Source organism: Actinacidiphila sp. bgisy160 (assembly GCF_965342435.1).
GTDB lineage: Bacteria > Actinomycetota > Actinomycetes > Streptomycetales > Streptomycetaceae > Actinacidiphila.
Window position 1 is genome coordinate 16,016 of sequence record NZ_CBDRCM010000066.1, and the last position, 19,799, is coordinate 35,814.

General features: G+C 72.8%; 20 protein-coding genes and 1 pseudogene. 15 read left to right on the forward strand and 6 right to left on the reverse strand.

Annotated elements, in window-relative coordinates:
• The first annotated feature begins 61 nt into the window (after positions 1 to 61).
• The 9 genes from ACRWNP_RS32665 to ACRWNP_RS32705 all read left to right on the forward strand — a co-directional run bounded on the left by ACRWNP_RS32665 (position 62) and on the right by ACRWNP_RS32705 (position 10,760).
• Positions 62 to 2,392 carry an NB-ARC domain-containing protein gene (locus ACRWNP_RS32665; protein ID WP_431967848.1) on the forward strand — a complete coding sequence of 777 codons (2,331 nt, stop codon included), beginning with the start codon at positions 62 to 64 and terminating at the stop codon, positions 2,390 to 2,392.
• Between the two features lie 251 nt (positions 2,393 to 2,643).
• Complete coding sequence (ald, locus tag ACRWNP_RS32670; RefSeq protein ID WP_431967886.1) at positions 2,644 to 3,759, forward strand: alanine dehydrogenase; 1,116 nt, start codon at positions 2,644 to 2,646, stop codon at positions 3,757 to 3,759.
• 363 nt (positions 3,760 to 4,122) lie between these two features.
• Positions 4,123 to 5,196, forward strand: a complete 1,074-nt coding sequence (locus ACRWNP_RS32675) for a ParA family protein (protein ID WP_431967850.1) — start codon at positions 4,123 to 4,125, stop codon at positions 5,194 to 5,196.
• Complete coding sequence (locus tag ACRWNP_RS32680; protein ID WP_431967852.1) at positions 5,193 to 5,846, forward strand: hypothetical protein; 654 nt, start codon at positions 5,193 to 5,195, stop codon at positions 5,844 to 5,846. The genes ACRWNP_RS32675 and ACRWNP_RS32680 overlap by 4 nt, the downstream gene beginning before the upstream one ends.
• A gap of 61 nt (positions 5,847 to 5,907) precedes the next feature.
• On the forward strand, positions 5,908 to 7,062 hold the full coding sequence (locus tag ACRWNP_RS32685; RefSeq protein WP_431967854.1) for a segregation and condensation protein A: 1,155 nt from the start codon (positions 5,908 to 5,910) through the stop codon (positions 7,060 to 7,062).
• A 46-nt stretch (positions 7,063 to 7,108) separates the two neighbouring features.
• Positions 7,109 to 7,750: an SMC-Scp complex subunit ScpB gene (gene scpB / locus ACRWNP_RS32690; RefSeq protein ID WP_431967888.1), complete on the forward strand. Its 642-nt coding sequence runs from the start codon at positions 7,109 to 7,111 to the stop codon at positions 7,748 to 7,750.
• Positions 7,750 to 8,829, forward strand: a complete 1,080-nt coding sequence (locus tag ACRWNP_RS32695) for a pseudouridine synthase (protein WP_431967856.1) — start codon at positions 7,750 to 7,752, stop codon at positions 8,827 to 8,829. The genes scpB and ACRWNP_RS32695 overlap by 1 nt, the downstream gene beginning before the upstream one ends.
• A gap of 126 nt (positions 8,830 to 8,955) precedes the next feature.
• A complete protein-coding gene (locus ACRWNP_RS32700; RefSeq protein ID WP_431967858.1) occupies positions 8,956 to 9,732 on the forward strand; it encodes a nucleotidyltransferase domain-containing protein in 777 nt (258 codons plus the stop codon).
• 38 nt (positions 9,733 to 9,770) lie between these two features.
• Complete coding sequence (locus ACRWNP_RS32705; protein ID WP_431967890.1) at positions 9,771 to 10,760, forward strand: ADP-ribosylglycohydrolase family protein; 990 nt, start codon at positions 9,771 to 9,773, stop codon at positions 10,758 to 10,760.
• Here the strand turns inward: ACRWNP_RS32705 and ACRWNP_RS32710 are convergent.
• From ACRWNP_RS32710 to ACRWNP_RS32725, 4 genes and pseudogenes are all read right to left on the reverse strand, one after another.
• Positions 10,719 to 11,429, reverse strand: coding sequence for a nucleotidyltransferase domain-containing protein (locus tag ACRWNP_RS32710; protein WP_431967860.1), 711 nt, complete (start codon positions 11,427 to 11,429; stop codon positions 10,719 to 10,721). The genes ACRWNP_RS32705 and ACRWNP_RS32710 overlap by 42 nt on opposite strands.
• A gap of 18 nt (positions 11,430 to 11,447) precedes the next feature.
• Positions 11,448 to 11,909, reverse strand: coding sequence for a Rieske (2Fe-2S) protein (locus ACRWNP_RS32715; RefSeq protein ID WP_431967862.1), 462 nt, complete (start codon positions 11,907 to 11,909; stop codon positions 11,448 to 11,450).
• Positions 11,906 to 12,208, reverse strand: a pseudogene (locus ACRWNP_RS32720) (DUF6529 family protein); the annotation flags it as partial. The pseudogene ACRWNP_RS32720 and the gene ACRWNP_RS32715, both read right to left, overlap by 4 nt.
• 67 nt (positions 12,209 to 12,275) lie before the next feature.
• Positions 12,276 to 12,638 carry a DUF952 domain-containing protein gene (locus ACRWNP_RS32725; protein ID WP_431967864.1) on the reverse strand — a complete coding sequence of 121 codons (363 nt, stop codon included), beginning with the start codon at positions 12,636 to 12,638 and terminating at the stop codon, positions 12,276 to 12,278.
• Between the two features lie 118 nt (positions 12,639 to 12,756).
• Here ACRWNP_RS32725 and aroH point away from each other — a divergent pair, with 118 nt between their 5' ends.
• From aroH to der, 5 genes are all read left to right on the forward strand, one after another.
• The gene (gene aroH, locus ACRWNP_RS32730; protein WP_431967866.1) at positions 12,757 to 13,119 is read left to right on the forward strand and encodes a chorismate mutase; all 363 of its coding nucleotides are present in this window, start codon (positions 12,757 to 12,759) and stop codon (positions 13,117 to 13,119) included.
• The gene (locus tag ACRWNP_RS32735) at positions 13,116 to 14,201 is read left to right on the forward strand and encodes a prephenate dehydrogenase (RefSeq protein WP_431967868.1); all 1,086 of its coding nucleotides are present in this window, start codon (positions 13,116 to 13,118) and stop codon (positions 14,199 to 14,201) included. The genes aroH and ACRWNP_RS32735 overlap by 4 nt, the downstream gene beginning before the upstream one ends.
• A gap of 61 nt (positions 14,202 to 14,262) precedes the next feature.
• On the forward strand, positions 14,263 to 15,006 hold the full coding sequence (gene cmk / locus ACRWNP_RS32740; RefSeq protein ID WP_431967870.1) for a (d)CMP kinase: 744 nt from the start codon (positions 14,263 to 14,265) through the stop codon (positions 15,004 to 15,006).
• Positions 14,964 to 15,662 carry a lysophospholipid acyltransferase family protein gene (locus ACRWNP_RS32745; RefSeq protein ID WP_431967872.1) on the forward strand — a complete coding sequence of 233 codons (699 nt, stop codon included), beginning with the start codon at positions 14,964 to 14,966 and terminating at the stop codon, positions 15,660 to 15,662. The genes cmk and ACRWNP_RS32745 overlap by 43 nt, the downstream gene beginning before the upstream one ends.
• A gap of 66 nt (positions 15,663 to 15,728) precedes the next feature.
• Positions 15,729 to 17,186 (forward strand): ribosome biogenesis GTPase Der, encoded by a 1,458-nt coding sequence (der, locus tag ACRWNP_RS32750; RefSeq protein WP_431967874.1) that lies wholly within the window; start codon positions 15,729 to 15,731, stop codon positions 17,184 to 17,186.
• An 85-nt stretch (positions 17,187 to 17,271) separates the two neighbouring features.
• Here der and ACRWNP_RS32755 read toward each other — a convergent pair whose 3' ends face one another.
• Positions 17,272 to 17,514, reverse strand: coding sequence for a hypothetical protein (locus ACRWNP_RS32755; RefSeq protein ID WP_431967876.1), 243 nt, complete (start codon positions 17,512 to 17,514; stop codon positions 17,272 to 17,274).
• Between the two features lie 178 nt (positions 17,515 to 17,692).
• Complete coding sequence (locus ACRWNP_RS32760; RefSeq protein WP_431967878.1) at positions 17,693 to 18,466, reverse strand: hypothetical protein; 774 nt, start codon at positions 18,464 to 18,466, stop codon at positions 17,693 to 17,695.
• A 537-nt stretch (positions 18,467 to 19,003) separates the two neighbouring features.
• Between ACRWNP_RS32760 and ACRWNP_RS32765 the strand changes: the two genes are divergently transcribed.
• The gene (locus tag ACRWNP_RS32765) at positions 19,004 to 19,630 is read left to right on the forward strand and encodes a transglycosylase family protein (RefSeq protein WP_431967880.1); all 627 of its coding nucleotides are present in this window, start codon (positions 19,004 to 19,006) and stop codon (positions 19,628 to 19,630) included.
• The last annotated feature ends 169 nt before the right edge of the window (positions 19,631 to 19,799 follow it).

Here is a 19,799-nt window from a genome sequence, read left to right on the forward strand (position 1 = left end):
GGGGTTGGACCCCGGCCGTGAACTAGGCTCTTGCCGTTCGTAGGAGAACGGGAGTGGGCCCGTGGCGGAGCACGTGCTGGACGCCGACGCATCGGCGGCGGCCTCTGACGACGGCCCGAGGGAGCCGGCGTCACAGACCCCGGCACATGGCACGCTGCCCCCCGGCCCGCCGGGGTTCGTCGGCCGCCGCCGCGAGCTCGGGGAATTGCGCGCCGACATCGACCGGCCGGGCCTGGCGGCCCTGCGGGGCCAGACGCCCGACGGCAGCCGCGTGCTCCTCGTGGCCGGCCGGCCGGGCTCGGGACGTACGGCGCTGGCCGTCCGGCTCGCCCACGACGTGGCCGACCGCTACCCCGGCGGCCAGTTCTACGTTCGGCTCAGCGAGAACGACGGCCGGCCGGTGCCGCCCGAGCAGTCCGCCCGGGCCCTGCTGCGTGCGATGGACGTCGAGGTCGAGCCGGCCGCGGAGCACGAGGAACTGCTGGCCGCGCTGCGCACCGCACTGAACGGGCGCAAGGCCGTCCTCGTCCTGGACGACGTCGTGGACTCCCGGCAGCTGCTGGACCTGATGCCCAAGGGCTCGGGGAATCTGCTGGTCGCCACGGCCGAGGGGCCGCTGCCCGGTGTCCACGACGTACGCCCGTGCACCCTGGGCGGGCTCGACCCGGTGGCGTGCGTCGACCTGCTGGCCGAGGCCGTGGGCCGGGTGCGCATCACCAACGATCCCCGGGCCGCCGAGGGCCTCGCGCAGGAGTGCGGCGGCCACCCCGCGGCGCTCCGGCTCGTCGCCGCCTGGCTCGCCGCCCATCCCCGCACCTCCGTCGCCGAGGCCACCCGCAGGCTGCGAGCCGGGGCCGCCGAGGCCGCCGGGCCGGCCACCCCCACGGCCTCCGAGGGCGGCGCGGCCACCCGGGGCAACGGCACACTCCGCGCCGACGTCGGGCACCGCACGGGCAGCGGCCCGCTGCCCGAGTCGCTGCGCGGTCTGGCCGCGGACGGGCAGGCGCGTGTGCTGCGCCGGGCGGGCACCCCGGCCGGCCCGACCAGGAAGGCGGACGGCGACACTGGGGACGCCGACGGCCCCGGAGCGGGGGAGCGGAAGGGGAGCGCCACCCCGGCGGCCACCGCGCGCGCCACCCCCGCGCCGGAGCTGCTGCGCGCCTTCCGATTCGTGTACGGAGCCCTTTCCCCCGCCGTGGCCCGGATGCTGCGGCTGCTCGCGCTGGCCCCCTCGGGCCTGACCGACGCGCAGACCGCCTCGGCGCTGGGCGGCTGCTCGGTCGAGGCCGCGCAGGCCACGCTGGCGGACCTGGCCGGCTGCGGGCTGCTGCACCCCGAGCCGGTGGTCGGCGACCTTCCGGTGCAGTACCGCGTGCCGGGCTGGCTGACCCCGCCGCTGCGGGCGCTGCTGGACAGCACGGACAAGCCGTCCGAGACGCAGCTCGCCCGCGCCCGGATGCTGGAGCGCACGGTACGCCTGCTCCACGCGTGCCGGATGCGCCTGGAGGGCGAGACGGAACCGGACGGGCTGCCCACGTCGCTGCGCTTCCCCAGCCGTCCGGTCGCGGCCGGATGGCTGCGGGCGCGGCTGCCGGTGCTGCTGGCCGCCGCGCGGCTGGCGGTGGCGGACGGCGAACTGGACACCCTGGCCCGCCGCCTCATGGCCGCGCTCGTCCGCGCCCTCGCCGCGGACCCCGACGGCGGCGCGACGGCGCCGGAGCGCTATCGGCTCCACCACCTGGTGCTGGACGTCGCCGAGCGGCGCGGACTGCACCGCGAGAAGGCGGCGGCCCTGCTGAACATCGGCGACCTGGACGTGGAGGCGGCCCGCCCGCTCGACGCCCTCGACCGCTATCGAGGAGCGCTGGTGGCCTCCCGGGAGGCCTACGACGGGGACGCCGAGGGCCGCGCGCTGGAGGCCATCGCCGGGACGTACCTGGAGCTGGACGACCCGCAGCGCGCCTCCGACTGGTACGGCAGGGCGCTGGCCCTGCGGCAGGCCCGCGGTGAGCTGATCCACCAGGCGCGGCTGCACTCCCGGCTCGGCGCCCTGTTCACCTACGCCGCCCACTACGGCAACGCGCTGCGCGAGTGGCGTGCGGCGGCCGCCGCCCACCGCCGGCTGAAGGACCTGCCCGCGCAGGCCCGCGCCCTCAGCGAGGTGGCCCGGGTCCAGGAGTACGCGGGTCACCCTGAGGACGCCCTGCGGACCTGCCGCGACGCCCTGTACTGGGCCCGGCAGGCGGGGGAGCGGCGGCTGGAGGGCGCGGTGCTGCTGCGCATGGCCGACACTCTGGACCGGCTGGGGGACCCGGCGGGCGCCCGGTTGCAGCGCGCCGCGGCGCGCCTGCTGCTGCCCGCCGAGGAGATTCCGCAGCCCGAGGAGGACTGAGTGCCCCTGTTTTCCGGGCCCAAGGGCCCATCGGGGGCTCTCAGAACGCGCCGCAGGCGGACCGTACCTACGAAACTGCCAATACCTTCGCTGAAAGTAGTCACTTTGTAAGGCTGGACAGCGAGTATTCCTTCACTACACTTGGTCACACCGCAGCACATCGCGGTCAGGTCCGACGTACCCTGTCATCGGGTGACATGTCCGGAGACCTGCCAAAACCCTCCACTCCCGTGAACAGGACCGTGATCGACGTGAAGGTCGGCATCCCCCGCGAAGTCAAGAACAACGAGTTCCGCGTGGCCATCACCCCCGCCGGCGTGCACGAGCTCGTCCGAGGCGGCCACGAGGTGTTCGTCGAGCAGGACGCCGGTGTCGGCTCGTCCATCCCTAACGAGGAGTACGTCTCCGCCGGTGCGACGATCCTCCCGACCGCCGACGAGGTGTGGGCCGTCGCCGACCTGGTGCTGAAGGTCAAGGAGCCGATCGCGGAGGAGTACCACCGGCTCCGCAAGGACCTGACCCTCTTCACCTACCTGCACCTGGCCGCGTCCCGCGAGTGCACCGACGCGCTGCTGGAGTCCGGCACCACTGCGATCGCGTACGAGACCGTCGAGCTCGCCAACCGCCAGCTGCCGCTGCTCGCCCCGATGTCGGAGGTGGCCGGCCGGCTCGCCCCGCAGGTCGGCGCGTACCACCTGATGCGCTCGGCGGGCGGCCGCGGGGTGCTCCCCGGCGGTGTCCCGGGTGTGGCCCCGGCCAAGGCCGTCGTCATCGGCGGCGGCGTCTCCGGCTGGAACGCCGCGCAGATCGCCATCGGCATGGGTTTCCACGTCACCCTGCTCGACCGGGACATCAACAAGCTGCGCGAGGCCGACAAGATCTTCGGCACAAAGGTGCAGACCATCGTCTCCAACGCCTTCGAGCTGGAGAAGGCGGTCCTCGACGCCGACCTCGTCATCGGCGCGGTCCTGATCCCGGGTGCCAAGGCCCCCAAGCTCGTCACCAACGAGCTGGTCTCCCGCATGAAGCCGGGCTCGGTGCTCGTCGACATCGCCATCGACCAGGGTGGTTGCTTCGAGGACTCCCGTCCCACCACGCACGCCGAGCCGACCTTCGCGGTGCACAACTCGGTCTTCTACTGCGTCGCCAACATGCCGGGCGCGGTGCCGAACACCTCCACCTACGCGCTGACCAACGCGACGCTGCCCTACATCGTCGAGCTGGCAGGCGGCGGCTGGCGCGAGGCGCTGCGGCGTGACGCCTCGCTCGCCAAGGGCCTCAACACCCACGAGGGCCAGGTCGTCTACGGCCCGGTCGCCGAGGCGCACGGCCTGGACGCGGTGGACCTCGCCACCGTCCTCGGCTGACGGCCGCCTCATCGATTGATCGATATTTGGCGTCGGCGTCAACTTGTCGCCAATCCGGTACGCACGGCCGGGTCTTGAGTCACAAGACCCGGCCGTTCGCGTGGAACCATACTGTTTTGCCGATTCGTACCCCTGCGAAACATCCCCGGCGTCGTCGTTACACCCTTGACAGCGAGACGTTCGGTTGCCGACACATCGTGCCGTGTCCGGTGGATTGTGTTGCTGTGAACCACCGACACGCCATAGAGTCGCCAACCGTCGGCATGCTGCAACGCTGACCTATTGAGAAGTTTCCTGGTCACCAAGGAGGTAAGACGACTTGTGAATGAGTCGACATTTGCTCCCGGGGGTGGTCAGCCAGGAATGACCGTGCAGACCGAGGGCTCCGCACGGCTCGAACCGGTGGCCTCCGTGGCCGTCCGGACGTTCGAGGCGCGCAGAGCCGGGACAGACAACGAGACGCGTTACGCGAACCCCATGGCGCACTACGAAGAAGAGCTCCAGGACGGTCAGTTCTACGACCCCGACGCGGAGTACGAACCCGATCCCGAGTACGCGGCCACACTCGCGCCCGACGCGGCGCGCCAGCGCCGCGAGCGCGTGGGCCCCACCGGCCGCCCGTTGCCGTACTTCCCGATTCCCGGGCCGCTGACGGACCACGGCCCGGCGAAGATCATCGCCATGTGCAACCAGAAGGGCGGCGTCGGCAAGACGACGTCCACCATCAACCTCGGTGCGGCGCTGGCCGAATACGGCCGTCGCGTCCTCCTGGTCGACTTCGACCCCCAGGGCGCGCTCTCCGTCGGACTCGGCGTCAACCCGATGGAACTGGACGTCACGGTCTACAACTTGCTGATGGAGCGCGGGCTCTCGGCCGACGAGGTGCTGCTGAAGACCGCGGTGCCCGGCATGGACCTGCTGCCCAGCAACATCGATCTGTCCGCCGCGGAAGTCCAGTTGGTCAGCGAGGTGGCCCGGGAGTCCTCGCTGCAGCGCGCGTTGAAGCCGCTGCTGCCCGACTACGACTACGTCATCATCGACTGCCAGCCGTCGCTCGGCCTGCTGACCGTCAACGCGCTGACCGCGGCCCACCAGGTGATCGTCCCGCTGGAGTGCGAGTTCTTCGCGCTGCGCGGTGTCGCGCTGCTCACCGAGACCATCGAGAAGGTCAGGGAGCGGCTCAACCCCGAGCTGGAGCTGGACGGCATCCTCGCCACGATGTACGACTCGCGCACCGTGCACAGCCGCGAAGTGCTGGCGCGTGTCGTCGAGGCCTTCGACGACCACGTCTTCCACACCGTCATCGGACGGACCGTCCGCTTCCCGGAGACCACGGTCGCCGGTGAGCCGATCACCACGTACGCCTCCAACTCGGTGGGCGCCGCCGCCTATCGCCAACTCGCCAGGGAGGTGCTCGCCCGGTGTCACGCCGAGTGAGTCTCCCGGGGGCCGACGAACTGTTCCGGACCACCGGGGGACGGGGGCTCCAGTCCCCGGCGCCGCGGCAGCACGCCAACGGCGAGACCCCCGGTGCGGGCACGGGCGCCGGCCAGGGCACGGACTCCGGCGCCTCCGGCGAACGCCCGCTGCGGCCCGTGCCGGCCCCCTCCGGGGAACCGGCGCCCGAGGAGGCGCCCGTCAGCGAGTCCGCGGCGCCCTCCGAGGCCGCCGAGCACGGCGGCCGGGAGACCGGCGCCGTCCCCGGCACCGCGCCCGCGGCCCGCTCCGTCCCCGAGCAGGCGGGCCCGTCCGGTCCGCCCGTACGCCGCGGCCCGCAGGCCCCCGCAGCGGGCTCCACGGGCCCCCAGGCGGCCCCGCAGCCGCCGCAGCCCCCACAGCCGCGCCGCAAGTCCGGACGGGCCCCCAGGCGGCCCAGCGGGCGCGAGCGCCACGACGAGAAGATCACCGTCTACGTCTCCGCCGAGGAGCTCATGGACCTCGAGCACGCCCGCCTCGTGCTGCGCGGCGAGCACGGGCTCGCTGTGGACCGCGGGCGCATCGTCCGCGAGGCGGTGGCCGTGGTCCTGGCCGACCTCGAGTCCCGCGGCGACGCGAGCATCCTCGTACGCCGCCTGCGCGGCCGCTGACCCGCTCCGCGCGATACGGTGCCGTCCTCCGTACGGCCCCGTCAGTACCACCTGGACCCCCATGCCCCCCGACGACACCGACCGCCCGCAGCGCTCCCGCCGCCTCCTCGGCCGCGGCCCCGGCGCGAACCCCGTGCCGCCCACGGCCGGGGCCGGCGCGGGCACGGGCGAAGCGGGCAGTGAGTTCGGCCACACCGCGCCCGCGGTGCCGCCGCCACCCGCCGCCGTCGAAGTCGTGGCGGAGGCCGCCCCCGAGCCCGGGGGGCAACTGCTCGTCGCGGACCCGCCGCCCGCAGCGGAGGCGGGGGACGAGAAGGCGCCCGCTCCCGTGGCTGCTCCCGCGCCGGACGGCGAGACGCCGCCCGCCGGCGAGCCGGACGACGAGGAGGGTGCCGCCGCGAACGACGGCCGGTTCACCGTCCGGCTGGCGAACTTCGAGGGCCCCTTCGACCTGCTGCTGCAGCTGATCTCCAAGCACAAGCTCGACGTCACCGAGGTCGCCCTGTCCAAGGTGACGGACGAGTTCATGGCGTACATCCGCGCCATGGGACCGGACTGGGACCTGGACCAGACCACGGAGTTCCTGGTCGTCGCGGCGACGCTGCTGGACCTGAAAGCCGCGCGTCTGCTGCCCGCCGCCGAGGTGGAGGACGAGGAGGACCTCGCCCTGCTGGAGGCCCGGGACCTGCTGTTCGCCCGGCTGCTCCAGTACCGCGCGTACAAGCAGATCGCCGCGATCTTCGCCGAACGCCTGGAGGCCGAGGCGCTGCACCACCCCCGCACCGTGGGACTGGAGCCGCAGCACGCCGAGCTGCTGCCCGAGGTGGTGCTGAGCATCGGGCCGGAACGCTTCGCGCAGCTCGCCGTCAAGGCGATGCAGCCGAAGCCGAAGCCGCAGGTGTACGTGGACCACATCCACGCGCCGCTGGTGAGCGTGCGCGAGCAGGCCGAGCACGTCATCGCGATGCTGCGCGAGCGCGGCGAGGTGAGTTTCCGGGAGCTGACCTTCGACGCCCCTGACACCCTGACGGTCGTGGCGCGCTTCCTGGCCCTGCTGGAGCTGTACCGGGAGAAGGCGGTCGCGCTCGACCAGGAGGAGGCCCTGGGTACGCTCCAGGTCCGCTGGACGGGCGGCGAGAGGGCACCGGACCAGCCGCTCGTCACCGACGAATTCGACCAGGTGCCCGCCGCGGCGAAGGACGGGAAGGACGGCTGACGTGACGGAGACGACCGGGGTGGCCGAGGTGGCATCCGAGGCCGAGGTGATCGAGCGGACCGGCGAGGCGGCCGAGGGCGCCCCCGCGGGGCTGCTGTCCGTGGCGGAGCTGGAGCTGCGGCCCGCCCTGGAGGCGGTCCTGATGGTCGTGGACGAGCCCGTCACCGAGGAGACCCTGTCCAAGGTGCTGGAGCGCCCGCGCCGGGAGATCGCCACCGCTCTCCACGACCTCGCGCAGGAGTACGCCGCGCAGGGCCGTGGCTTCGACCTGCGCCTGATCGCGGGCGGCTGGCGCTTCTACACCCGGCCCGCCTACGCCGCGGCCGTCGAGAAGTTCGTCCTGGACGGCCAGCAGGCCCGGCTCACCCAGGCCGCGCTGGAGACGCTGGCGGTCGTCGCGTACCGGCAGCCGGTCAGCCGGTCCCGGGTCTCCGCGGTGCGCGGGGTCAACTGCGACGGCGTGATGCGCACCCTCCTGCAGCGGGGTCTGGTGGAGGAGTGTGGGACGGAAGCCGAGACAGGTGCGATCCTGTACAGGACGACGAACTACTTCCTGGAGCGGATGGGCCTGCGCGGCCTGGACGAGTTGCCCGAGCTCGCCCCGTTCCTCCCGGAGGCGGACGCCGTCGAGGCGGACTCCCTGGAGGGCGTCCCCTCATTCGACCCGGACTCGACGACGGATAGTTGATGCGAAGCAGTAGCGGCAGCGGCAGGAACAGTGACGGCAACCGGAATACCCGGGGTGCCGGTGGGGGCAGCTCCCGGTCGAGGACCGGGGGACAGCGCGGCGACCAGCAGAAGCGCGCGGGCCGGCCCCGTCCCGAGGAGCGCCGCTACGACGTCGGCGGCAGCTCCGGCGGGCCCGGCGGAGCGGGCGGGGGTGCCAGGCGCGGTACCGGCGGCAAGCCGGGCGGCGCGTCCGGCAAGCCCCGCAAGTCCGCCCCCGCGCGCCCGCGCGAGCTGGACGCCCAGATCGAGGAGCGCAACCGCGAGCGGCACAGCAAGCCCAGGCTGAACCTGCCCAAGACCTTCCCCGGCGCCGAGCAGGAGGGCGAGCGCCTGCAGAAGGTGCTGGCCCGGGCGGGCATGGGTTCGCGCCGTGCGTGCGAGGAGCTGATCGAGCAGCGCCGGGTCGAGGTGAACGGCAAGATCGTCACCGAGCAGGGCCTGCGGGTGAACCCCGACAAGGACGAGGTGCGCGTCGACGGGCTGACCGTCGCCACGCAGTCGTACCTGTTCTTCGCCCTGAACAAGCCGGCCGGCGTGGTGTCCACGATGGAGGACCCCGAGGGCCGCCAGTGCCTCGGCGACTACGTCACCAACCGCGAGACGCGGCTCTTCCACGTCGGGCGGCTGGACACCGAGACCGAGGGCATCATCCTGCTCACCAACCACGGCGAGCTGGCCCACCGTCTCACCCACCCCCGCTACGGCGTGCAGAAGACCTACCTCGCCGCGATCAGCGGTGTGCTGCCGCGCGACATCGGCAAGCAGCTGAAGAACGGCATCCAGCTGGAGGACGGCTACGCCCGCGCCGACAGCTTCCGCGTCGTGCAGCAGACGGGCAAGAACTACCTCGTCGAGGTCACCCTGCACGAGGGCCGCAAGCACATCGTGCGCCGCATGCTCGCAGAGGCGGGCTTCCCGGTCGACAAGCTGGTCCGCACCAGTTTCGGCCCGATCGCGCTCGGCGACCAGAAGTCGGGCTGGCTGCGGCGGCTGACCAACACCGAGGTGGGCATGCTGATGCGCGAGGTCGACCTCTGAGCCGTCCGGTCCCCGCCGGCGGCGCCGGTCCGCGTCCCGTACCGGACCGGCCGTCCGGCCGGTTCCGACCGGCTCCCCACGGATAAGGACTTTCCCGGAGGCGGCCGTTCCGGGAAGGATGGCGCAATGACCATCCACGCCGAACGTCTGCGCGGGGCCGGGCTGCCCGAACTCACCCCGGCCCTCGCCCAGCGGGGACACCCGTTGCTGTTCGCCACCGTCTCCGGTGCGCACCTGTACGGCTTCCCGTCCCGCGACTCCGACGTGGACCTGCGCGGTGTCCACCTCCTCCCGCTGTCCGACCTGATCGGGCTGCGGGAGGGCGAGGAGACCCAGACCCGCATGTGGGAGCAGGACGGTCTCGAACTCGACCTGGTCACCCACGACCTGCTGAAGTTCACCCGGCTCATGCTGCGGCGCAACGGCTACGTGCTGGAGCAGCTGCTGTCCCCGCTCGTGGTGCACACCAGCGGCGTCCACGCCCAACTGGTCGACCTGGCACCAGGCGTCATCACCGGCCACCACGCCCACCACTACCGGGGCTTCGCCCGTACCCAGTGGGAGCTGTACGAGAAGACCGGCCAACTCAAGCCGCTGCTCTACACCTTCCGGGTGCTGCTGTCCGGCATCCACCTGATGCGCACCGGCACGGTGGAGGCACACCTGCCGACGCTGCTTGAGCACGTCCCCGCCCCCGGATACGTCCGCGAACTCATCCACGAGAAGGCCGTCGCCGAGCACGGCCTCGCGATGGACCTCGACCCGCGCCGTGTCCGCGCCGACGTCGACGCCCTCCACGCCGGCCTGGACGACGCGCAGCGGGACACCCGGCTGCCCGGCGAGCCGACGGCCTACGACGCCCTCCACGACCTGGTCGTCCGCACCCGGGTGGCCGCGGCGTGAGTCCTGCCGTGGCCGGGCGCCGAGCGGCCTCGGGGGCGATGGCGGGCCTGGCGATCGGTGACGCGCTGGGATTCCCCACGGAGTTCAACGACATCCCGTCGATCCTCGCCAAGTGCGGCCCCTGGCGGAAGATGGCACTGCCCCGCCCGGCCTTCGTCACCGACGACACCCAGATGACGCTCGCCCTGGGACGCGGGCTGCGCACGGCGATGGAGCGCGGCCCCCTCACCCCGTCCCGGCTCGCCCGTCCGGTGCGTGAGGAGTACGTCGGCTGGTACCACTCGCCCGACAACAACCGCGCCCCGGGCCGCACCTGCCTGGTCGCCTGCGAGAAGCTGGACCACCCTGGCCGGCCATGGCAGGAGGCCTGCCAGACCGGCTCCAAGGGCTGCGGTGCCAACATGCGGGTCGCCCCGGTCGGCCTCGTCCCCGGCCTGCGCCCCGAGGAACGGGCGGGGGCGGCGCAGTTGCAGTCCGCGCTGACCCACGGCCACCCCACGGCGCTCGCGGCCTCCGACCTGACCGCGCACGCCGTCCATCTGCTCGCGCAGGGTACGGCCCCGGGGGAACTGGCCGGCCTGCTGCGCCGCCACGCGGCGGAGCAGCGCGACACCTACCACGAGTGGTGGCTCGGCGACCTGTGGCTGCGCGCCCACGACCACGGCCCGGTGGCCTTCGTCCGGCGCGGCTGGGACGAGTGCCTCGGGGCGCTCGACCGTCTCGACGCGGCGCTCGCGGCGCCCGACCGGGATTCCGACCCGTGCCTGGCCACCGGCGCCGGCTGGATCGCCGAGGAGGCGCTGGCGACCGGCCTGCTGTGCTTCCTGCTCTTCCCGGACGATCCGGTCACCGCCGTGCGCCGGGCGGCGTGCTCCTCCGGGGACTCCGACTCCATAGCCTGCCTGACGGGCGCCTTCGCCGGCGCGCACCACGGCCTGGCGGCCTGGCCGGACGCCTGGGTGGAGCGGATCGAGTACCGCGACGAACTACTGGCCCTCGGCGCCCTCTGGGACGGCGACGGCGCCTGACGCCCGCCGGACCCGGAACAGGAAGTCCTCGACGCGGGCCCGGTCCGGTTCGTCCGGGAGCGGGCTGCGCGAGGCGGCGGCCGCGGCCTCCTCGTACAGCCGCAGCATCCAGGATTCCGTCTCGGGCCAGCCGGCCTCGCCCCGCTTCACGGCCAGCAGCCGCTCGCGGTGGTCGCCGGCCTCGATGCGCAGTTCGCCGGTGCGCAGCAGGTCGCGGGCGCTGATCAGCAGCCGCAGCAGGTGCATGGCGTGCTTCCAGCGGGGCGCGCCGTGCGTGCGGACGTCGGCCTCCAGCTTCCGCAGCTGGCCGGTGGCGTAGCGCGCGAAGGACGCGTGGACGTGCCGGGAGAGGAAGGCGCCGCGCAGGGCGAGCAGTTCCCGCCCGACGTCGTCCACGTGTTCGACGAGGGGGGAGTGGAGGCACTCCAGGATGTTGGGGTTGGCGCGCAGGGCGAGCTCGCAGAACCGCTCCAGTTCCCAGGAGAACTGCTCGGGCTCCGGGCCGTCCACGTGACGGGGCGGCTTGTCGAAGCGCCAGAAGAGCGGGGTGGGCGCGACGTACACCCCGCGGCGGTCGGTGTCGCTGCCGTCCGTGGCCAGGCCGAAGGCACGCGAGCCCATCACACAGGCGTAGACGGTGTGGTGGCGTACGAGGTCGTGGTCGCGCATGGACGGGGATGGTACGGGCTACGCGAGGAGGATCTCGCCGCCTTTTTCGGTGATCGCCTCGGCGGGGAGCGGCCTCGGAGCCGGTCCCGCGACCACCGCGGCGTCGGTGATGCGGTACTTGCTGCCGTGACAAGGGCAGTTGATGGTGCCGTCGGAGACGCTGTTCACGATGCAGCCCCGGTGGGTGCAGACGGCGGAGAACGCCTTGAACTCGCCGGCCACGGGCTGGGTCACCACGATCTTCTTGTCCGTGATCACCGTGCCGCCGCCCACGGGCACGTCGGCCGCCTTCACCAGAACCTCGCCCGCGGACGCGGAAGGGGAGGCCGGTGGCGAGGCCGGCGCCGAGGCCGCCGGTGCGGAGGCGGGCTCCGAGACCGGTGGCGCCGACGTCGCCGCGGCCTGCGGCGTGCTCTCGTCGCCGTATTTGCTGCATCCCGCAAGCGCTGCCGTGGACAGCAGCACGATGCGTCGCTTCATGTCGTCACCCCGACCGTTCGAAAGAACCACAACGCGGACGTCAGCCACAGCACCGTCAGCGCCGTGAAGACCAGCCCGCCGACGAACGGCAGCAGCCGGCCCGGTAGTCGCTCGGCCCGCAGCAGCAGCATCTTTGCCGTGAATGTCCCAAAAAAGAAGCACCTGGGCAGCGAGTGCCACAAGACGCGATCGCTGTACGTCTGATAGCCCAACGCGTACCGGCAGTGCACGGCGGCCGGGACGGTCGACGGGAACGCGACCCGGCCGGACCAGCGGTGCAGCCCGCCGGTCCAGGAGGGGGCGCGGACGCCCGGCACCCCGCCGGGCCCGCCCGGCGTCCTGGGGCGTGCCGGGAAGAAGCGGTGCTTACGACCACACCGTCAGCGCGACCGCGCGGCCCTCCGGGTCGCGCTGCACCTCCAGCATCCCGACCACCGCACTTCGGTTGATGCGCCCGTACACGTGCGGGAACCGCGTCTCCCGCGGCACGCCCGGCGGCGGCACCGGATCGGCGTCCTCCCACAGCACACGGGCCTCCAGCGCCTCCTCGTCGATCAGCAGCACCATCAGCGGGCCCGGGGTGCCCCGGTAGAAGGCGTCGGCGACGGCGAGCGCCACCGCCTCGTCGGGCGCGCAGTGCACGAACCCGTCCTCGGCGAGCGACGAGGGCGCGTACGGACGGTCCGGGTCGCGCAGCCAGTCGTCCAGCGGAACCAGGTGGTAGATCATGCTTCATGGTGTACCGCACCGCCCCTCGCGTCTCGCAGGGCGGGCGTGTCCGCCGCGCCCCGTCCGCCGCGACTACGCTGACCAGGTACGTGCGCGCAGCAACACAGGGAGCGATGACGTGGCGGTACGAGCGGTCCGCGGAGCCGTGCAGCTGGAGCGGGACGAGGCGGAGCACATGCACGGGCAGGTCGCCGAGCTGCTCACCGCCATCCTGGAGCGCAACGGCATCGCGGTGGACGACCTGATCAGCGTCTGGTTCACCGCCACCCCGGACCTCCACAGCGACTTCCCTGCGGTCGCCGCGCGCAAGCTCGGCATCACCGACGTGCCGCTGATCTGCGCGCAGGAGCTCGACATCGCCGGCGCCATGCCCAGGGTCGTGCGCATCCTCGCCCACGTCGAGTCCGAGCTGTCCAAGGACGAGATCTCGCACGTCTACCTCGGCGCCGCGGCAGCCCTCCGCAAGGACATCGCCCAGTGAGAACCGCCCTCGTCATCGGCACCGGCCTCATCGGCACCTCCGCCGCCCTCGCGCTCGCCGCGCGCGGCGTCGAGGTCCACCTGGAGGACCACGACCCCGCCGTGGTGCGCACCGCCGCCGCGCTCGGCGCGGGCACCGACGAGCCCCCGTCCGGCCGGGTCGACCTGGCGATCATCGCCGTGCCGCCGGCCCACGTCGCCGCGACCGTCGCCGACGCCCAGCGCCGCGCCCTGGCCCGCGGCTACCTCGACGTCGCCAGCGTCAAGTCCGGGCCGCGCCGTGACCTGGAGGCGCTCGGCTGCGACCTGACCTCGTACATCGGCACGCACCCCATGTCCGGCCGCGAGCGCTCCGGCCCGCTGGCCGCGACCGCCGACCTCTTCGAGGGCCGCCCCTGGGTGCTCACCCCGACCCCGGTCACCGAGACCGAGGTGCTCAACCTCGCCCTGGAGCTGGTCGCGCTCTGCCGGGCCGTCCCGGTCGTGATGGACGCCGACGCCCACGACCGCGCCGTCGCCCTCGTCTCGCACACCCCGCAGCTCGTCTCCAGCATGGTCGCGGCCCGCCTGCAGCACGCCGAGGACAGCGCGGTGCGCCTGTGTGGCCAGGGCATCCGCGACGTCACCCGCGTCGCGGGCTCCCAGCCCGGCATGTGGATCGACATCCTCTCCGCCAACCCCGGCCCGGTCGCCGACGTCCTCGCCGACATCGCGGCCGACCTGACCGAGACCGTCGAGTCCCTGCGGGCCCTGCAGTCCGCGGACGACGCCAAGCGCCGCGACGGCGCCGCCGGCATCGAGGACCTCCTGCGCCGCGGCAACGCCGGCCGGGCCAAGGTCCCCGGCAAGCACGGCTCCGCCCCCAAGAGCTACGAGGTCGTCGCCGTCCTCATCGGCGACCAGCCGGGAGAGCTGGCGCGGCTGTTCGCGGACGCGGGGGCGGCGGGGGTGAACATCGAGGACGTGCGGATCGAGCACTCGACGGGGCAGCAGGCGGGTCTGGTGCAGTTGATGGTGGAGCCCGCCGCGGCGACGCGGTTGTCGGCGGCGTTGCGGGAGCGGGGCTGGTCGCTGCGCGCCTGAGCGGGGCCGCCGGGGAAATCGTGGTACGGAGCCGAATGGGTGGGCCGGTAACCTTGTGGGGATGGCATTGCGCCAGCCGTGTCGCTGCTCCACGCACAAGGAAGGTCCCCCGACTGTGTCGAATCCGGTGATCGTCGCGATCGACGGCCCCTCGGGCACTGGCAAGTCCAGCACTTCGAAGGCGGTCGCGGCCAAGCTCGGTCTGAGCTACCTGGACACCGGCGCGCAGTACCGGGCGATGACCTGGTGGATGCTGAGCAACGGCGTCGACGTGAACGACGCGGCCGCCGTGGCGACCGCCGCCGAGAAGCCGGTGATCGTCTCCGGGTCCGACCCGGCGGCACCCACGATCACGGTGGACGGCGTGGACGCCTCCGGCCCGATCCGCACCCAGGAGGTCACCGCGGCGGTCAGCGCCGTCAGCGCGGTGCCGGAGGTGCGTACCCGGCTGGTCGGTCTGCAGCGCGACGCGGCCGCCGCCGCGCCTGTCGGCATCGTCGTCGAGGGCCGGGACATCGGCACCACCGTGCTGCCGGACGCCACCGTCAAGATCTACCTCACCGCCTCCGCGGAGGCCCGCGCCGCCCGCCGCGGCGGCGAACTGAAGGCCGCCGGCAGCGCCCAGGTCGACCTCCTGGCGACCCGGGAGGCCCTGGTGCGGCGCGACGCGGCCGACTCCGGCCGCAAGACCTCCCCGCTGGCGAAGGCGGGCGACGCCATAGAGGTCGACACCAGCGAGCTCACCCTCGACCAGGTCATCGAGTGCGTCGTCACCCTGATCGAGGAGAAGCGGGCCGCTTCGTGAGTGACTCCTCCGCGGTTCCGGGGCCGAAGGGCGCGGCGGTCGGCCGCCGCCTCGGCATCGGGATCATCAACAGCCTCTGGCGCCCCCGGGTGCTCGGAACCTGGCGGATGCCGGCCATGGGGCCGGTGATCCTGGCCGTGAACCACTCGCACTACGTGGACGGGCCGGTGCTCATGGGCACCTGCCCGCGCCCGGTGCACTTCCTGATCAAGAAGGAGGCGTTCATCGGGCCGCTGGACCCGTTCCTGCGTGGGATCGGTCAGCTCCCGGTGGACCGCCACAGCACCGACCGCACCGCGGTGACCAGCGCGCTCGGCGTGCTGGAGCGCGGCGGGGTCCTCGGGATCTTCCCCGAGGGCACCCGGGGCGAGGGCGACTTCGCCGACCTGCGGGCGGGCCTGGCGTACTTCGCGGTGCGCTCCGGCGCGCCCATCGTGCCGGTCGCGGTCCTCGGCACGTCCCGGCCGGGACGGCTGATCCGCGGCCTGCCGCCGGTGCGCGGCCGGGTCGACATCGTCTTCGGCGACCCTTTCGACGCCGGCGACGGGACCGGGCGCCGTACCCGTACGGCGCTGGACGCCGCCACCGTACGCATCCAGAAGCACCTGACCGGCCACCTCGAGTACGCCCGGCGCGCCACGGGCCGCGCCTCCTAGCGCCGGCCTGACCCACACTGGGGCGTGCAAGCCCCCGCACATCTGACGATCGACGGAGAAGCTTTCATGGACATCGAGAACGAGTACGGCGAAGTCGGCGCGCTCGACGACGCCGAGTACGCCGAGTTCATGGAGCTCGCCGCCGAGGAGGGCTTCGACCCCGACGAGGTCGCCGGCGACCTCGCGGCGGCGGGCCACGGCCCGCTGCCGGTCGTCGCGGTCGTCGGCCGCCCGAACGTCGGCAAGTCGACCCTGGTGAACCGGATCATCGGCCGCCGCGAGGCGGTCGTCGAGGACCGCCCCGGCGTCACCCGCGACCGCGTCACGTACGAGGCCGACTGGAACGGCCGCCGCTTCAAGATCGTCGACACCGGCGGCTGGGAGCAGGACGTGCTCGGCATCGACGCGTCCGTGGCCGCCCAGGCCGAGTTCGCCATCGAGGCCGCCGACGCCGTGGTCTTCGTGGTGGACGCCACGGTCGGCGCGACCGACACCGACGAGGCCGTCGTCAAGCTGCTCCGCAAGGCCGGGAAGCCGGTCGTGCTGTGCGCCAACAAGGTCGACGGCCCCTCGGGCGAGGCGGACGCCGCCATGCTGTGGAACCTCGGCCTCGGCGAGCCCTTCCCGGTCTCGTCGCTGCACGGCCGCGGCACGGGCGACCTGCTGGACGCGATGCTGGAGGCGCTTCCCGAGGCGCCGATGCAGTCCTTCGCGGGCACCATCGGCGGTCCGCGCCGGGTCGCGCTGATCGGCCGCCCGAACGTCGGCAAGTCCTCGCTGCTCAACAAGGTGGCCGGCGAGGAGCGCGTCGTCGTCAACGAGCTGGCCGGCACGACCCGCGACCCGGTCGACGAGCTCATCGAGCTCGGCGGCAAGACCTGGAAATTCGTGGACACCGCGGGCATCCGCCGTCGCGTCCACCTCCAGGAGGGCGCGGACTACTATGCCTCGCTGCGCACCGCTGCCGCCCTGGAGAAGGCGGAGGTCGCCGTCGTCCTGATCGACGCCGGCGAGACGCTCGCCGAGCAGGACACCCGCATCATCTCGCTGGCCGTCGAGGCGGGCCGCGCCATCGTCATCGCCTACAACAAGTGGGACCTGCTGGACGAGGAGCGGCGCTACTACCTCGAGCGCGAGATCGAGAAGGACCTCGTACAGGTCCAGTGGGCGCCCCGGGTGAACGTCTCCGCCCGCACCGGCCGCCACATGGAGAAGCTGGTCCCGGCCATCGAGACGGCACTGGCAGGCTGGGAGACCCGGGTCCCCACGGGCCGCCTCAACGCCTTCCTGGGCGAGCTCGTAGCCGCCCACCCCCACCCGATCCGTGGCGGCAAGCAACCCCGCATCCTCTTCGGTACCCAGGCCGGCACCAAGCCCCCGCGCTTCGTGCTCTTCGCCTCCGGCTTCCTGGAGGCGGGCTACCGCCGCTTCATCGAGCGGCGGTTGCGTGAGGAGTTCGGGTTCGCGGGGACGCCGATCCAGGTGTCGGTGCGGGTGCGGGAGAAGCGCGGTCGCAAGAAGTAGCCGTCTGGGGGCCGGACATGGTGCCGCCCGCCGGGTCGGCTCCTCGGGGCGGATCGGGCGGGCGGTACGGCGCGTGCGGGGTGGGTCAGAGCCCGCCGTGCATGCGGTTCTCGGCGAGGCCCGGGGGGAGGGCGGGGAGGTCGCCGCGGTGGCGGCCCGCGCGGTAGGGGGAGCCCGGACCACCGCGGTCGGCGAAGCCGTTGAACTGCAGGTCCTCCTCGCCGGTGCGGTCGCCGGGGAGGGTGCGGAAGAGCCTGCGGTACTCGGAGTAGAGCGCGTCGTAGATCGGCGTGCCCTCACTCACGGACGCGTCCTGCGCGGTGCGCATGGGGGGGATCGGGCTGCGGTACTGGGCTCGTGAGGAAGCGTCAAAGGTGTGCACGTCGTGGCAACGAGCGTTTCATCTGCGGGGATGCGGGTCGTACGGATGAATCACGCATATGCGCTTCCATAGGCCAAAGGCGCGTACGGGCAGGCCGTACGCGCCTTCGGCCGGAGCCGGGGGATCAGGTGCCGGAGAGCGGCATCGTCGCCGCGACGAGGAGCCCGCGCCCGCAGGCGCGCTCCAGGGCGTCGCGCAGCAGGTCCTCACGGGGCTGCTGGCCGATGGTGCCGTGCGGGGCGGCGTAGACGTACACCTCGTTGGACCTGTTGACCGCCTGGCGCCAGCCCTCGCTCACCGCGAGCGGCTGGTGCGCCTGCCACCACGCGCCGGCGGAGCCGGGCTGCAGGATGGCGTGCAGCTGCCCCATGGCCAGCAGCACGGACCAGCCGGGCAGCGGGAAGGGCGGCGTCGACATGTCGTTGACGGGCAGGAAACCCTGCTCGATCAGGATCGGCAGGAATTCGTCGCCGGGGCCGTTGTCACCGGGGCGGGCGATCGGGCCGGTGGGCTCGATGACCAGGGCCGGGCACACCTCGTCCTTGATCAGGACGAGGCCGCAGGTGATGCCGAGCACCGCCTGGCGCGGAGCGGCGGCAGCCGCCGCGGCGCCGGCCGTGTCCTCGCCGGCGATGCTCTGCACCGCGCCCTGCAGTTGCTCCTCCGAGACCGGCACGACCTGGGAGGGGATGCAGGTCGCGTGGGCGAAGGCGAGCACGGCGGTCTCCTCGCCGACGAAGAGCACCGTGCTGGTGCGCTCCGTGGCGGTGTCCCCCGGGGTGCGGCAGGAGGTGCAGTCGTACGTGCCGGGCGCGCTGTCACCGGCCAGCAGGCGTGCCGCCTCCTCATCGCCGATCTCGGCTCGTACCTCGTCGCTGACGTCGAGCATGGGCGGCACTGAAGCCTCCTTGGAAATGTACGGCTACGGGCTCCTTCGCCGGGCCTCGCCCGGCACATAGTGACAACGGCCGATCTGTGGCCGGAGTCACGGGTTTCTTGGTGCGTGCTCGGGCGTCCGTGTGCGGAGTGTGAGCGGCGGTGCGGAGCCGGTCACTCCATGTCCCACCTTTCACCCCGGGAAGCCTCCACGCCTATGAGACACGTCACATGGCGCATATGCGCTGTGCGGTCATGCCGCAAAAAACACTATTGATCCGGTGTCCTGAATGGGTCTTTACCTCCGGTAACTCGCAAGTGGCCTGCGGCGCCGGGGATTTGTTTGGTGACGGAACGCCACCCTGCCTAGATTGGCCCGCCGTGCGCAGAGAGCACCACCCGGGAGGGCTCGCACGGAGGGTGACCGTGGATCGGAATGCCATCGGTCGGCGAGCGAAGGGGACGGGGACCGCGCCGGATGCGCGGGTACCCCGTCCGTCGGGCGCCGTACCAGGGGTACGGCGTGATGGGGAACCCCGGGTCCGTGGAGAGGGATTCCATGGCCGTATCAGCCAAGTACCGTCAGTCCGCAGTCGTAGCCGGCGTCACCGTGCTGACCCCGCTGGCCCTCATGGCCGTCGCGGGGCCCGCGAAGGCCGCCGACCGTGGGGTCTGGGACCGCATCGCCAACTGCGAGAGCGGCGGGAACTGGCACATCAACACTGGCAACGGGTTCTACGGGGGACTCCAGTTCTCGGCCGGGACCTGGCGCGCCTACGGCGGCACCGCTTACGCGGGGACCGCCGACCGGGCGAGCCGTGAGCAGCAGATCGCCGTCGCCACCAAGGTGCAGCGGGCGCAGGGCTGGGGCGCCTGGCCCACCTGCTCCGCCCGTGCCGGCGCCTACGGGAGCGCGCCCACCCGCGGTACGGCCCCGGCCGCGCCCAAGGCGCGGCGGCACACCGCCCCGGCGCCCGCGAAGCAGTCACGGGGCACCGGCGGCCACGCCGACCGTGGCCAGAGCCGGGCGAAGGGGCAGGGCAACTACAGCGTCCGCGGCGGCGACACCCTGAGCGGCATCGCGGCCGCCCACGGGACGACCTGGAAGAAGCTGTACGCCGTCAACCGGTCCGTGATCGGCGCCGACCCCAACCTGATCCTGCCGGGTCAGCGGCTGTCGGTCTGACCTCCCGCGCACCCCGGACCACCCGGGCGCGGCCGTGCGCCGAACGGGTGGGCCCGGGGTGCGCCCACGGGGGGGGGGGGGGGGGGGGAAAAAGAAAAAAAAAAAAAACAGGAAAAAAAAAAAGAAAAAAAAAAAAAGAGAAAAACAGAAAAGAAACACCACCACAACA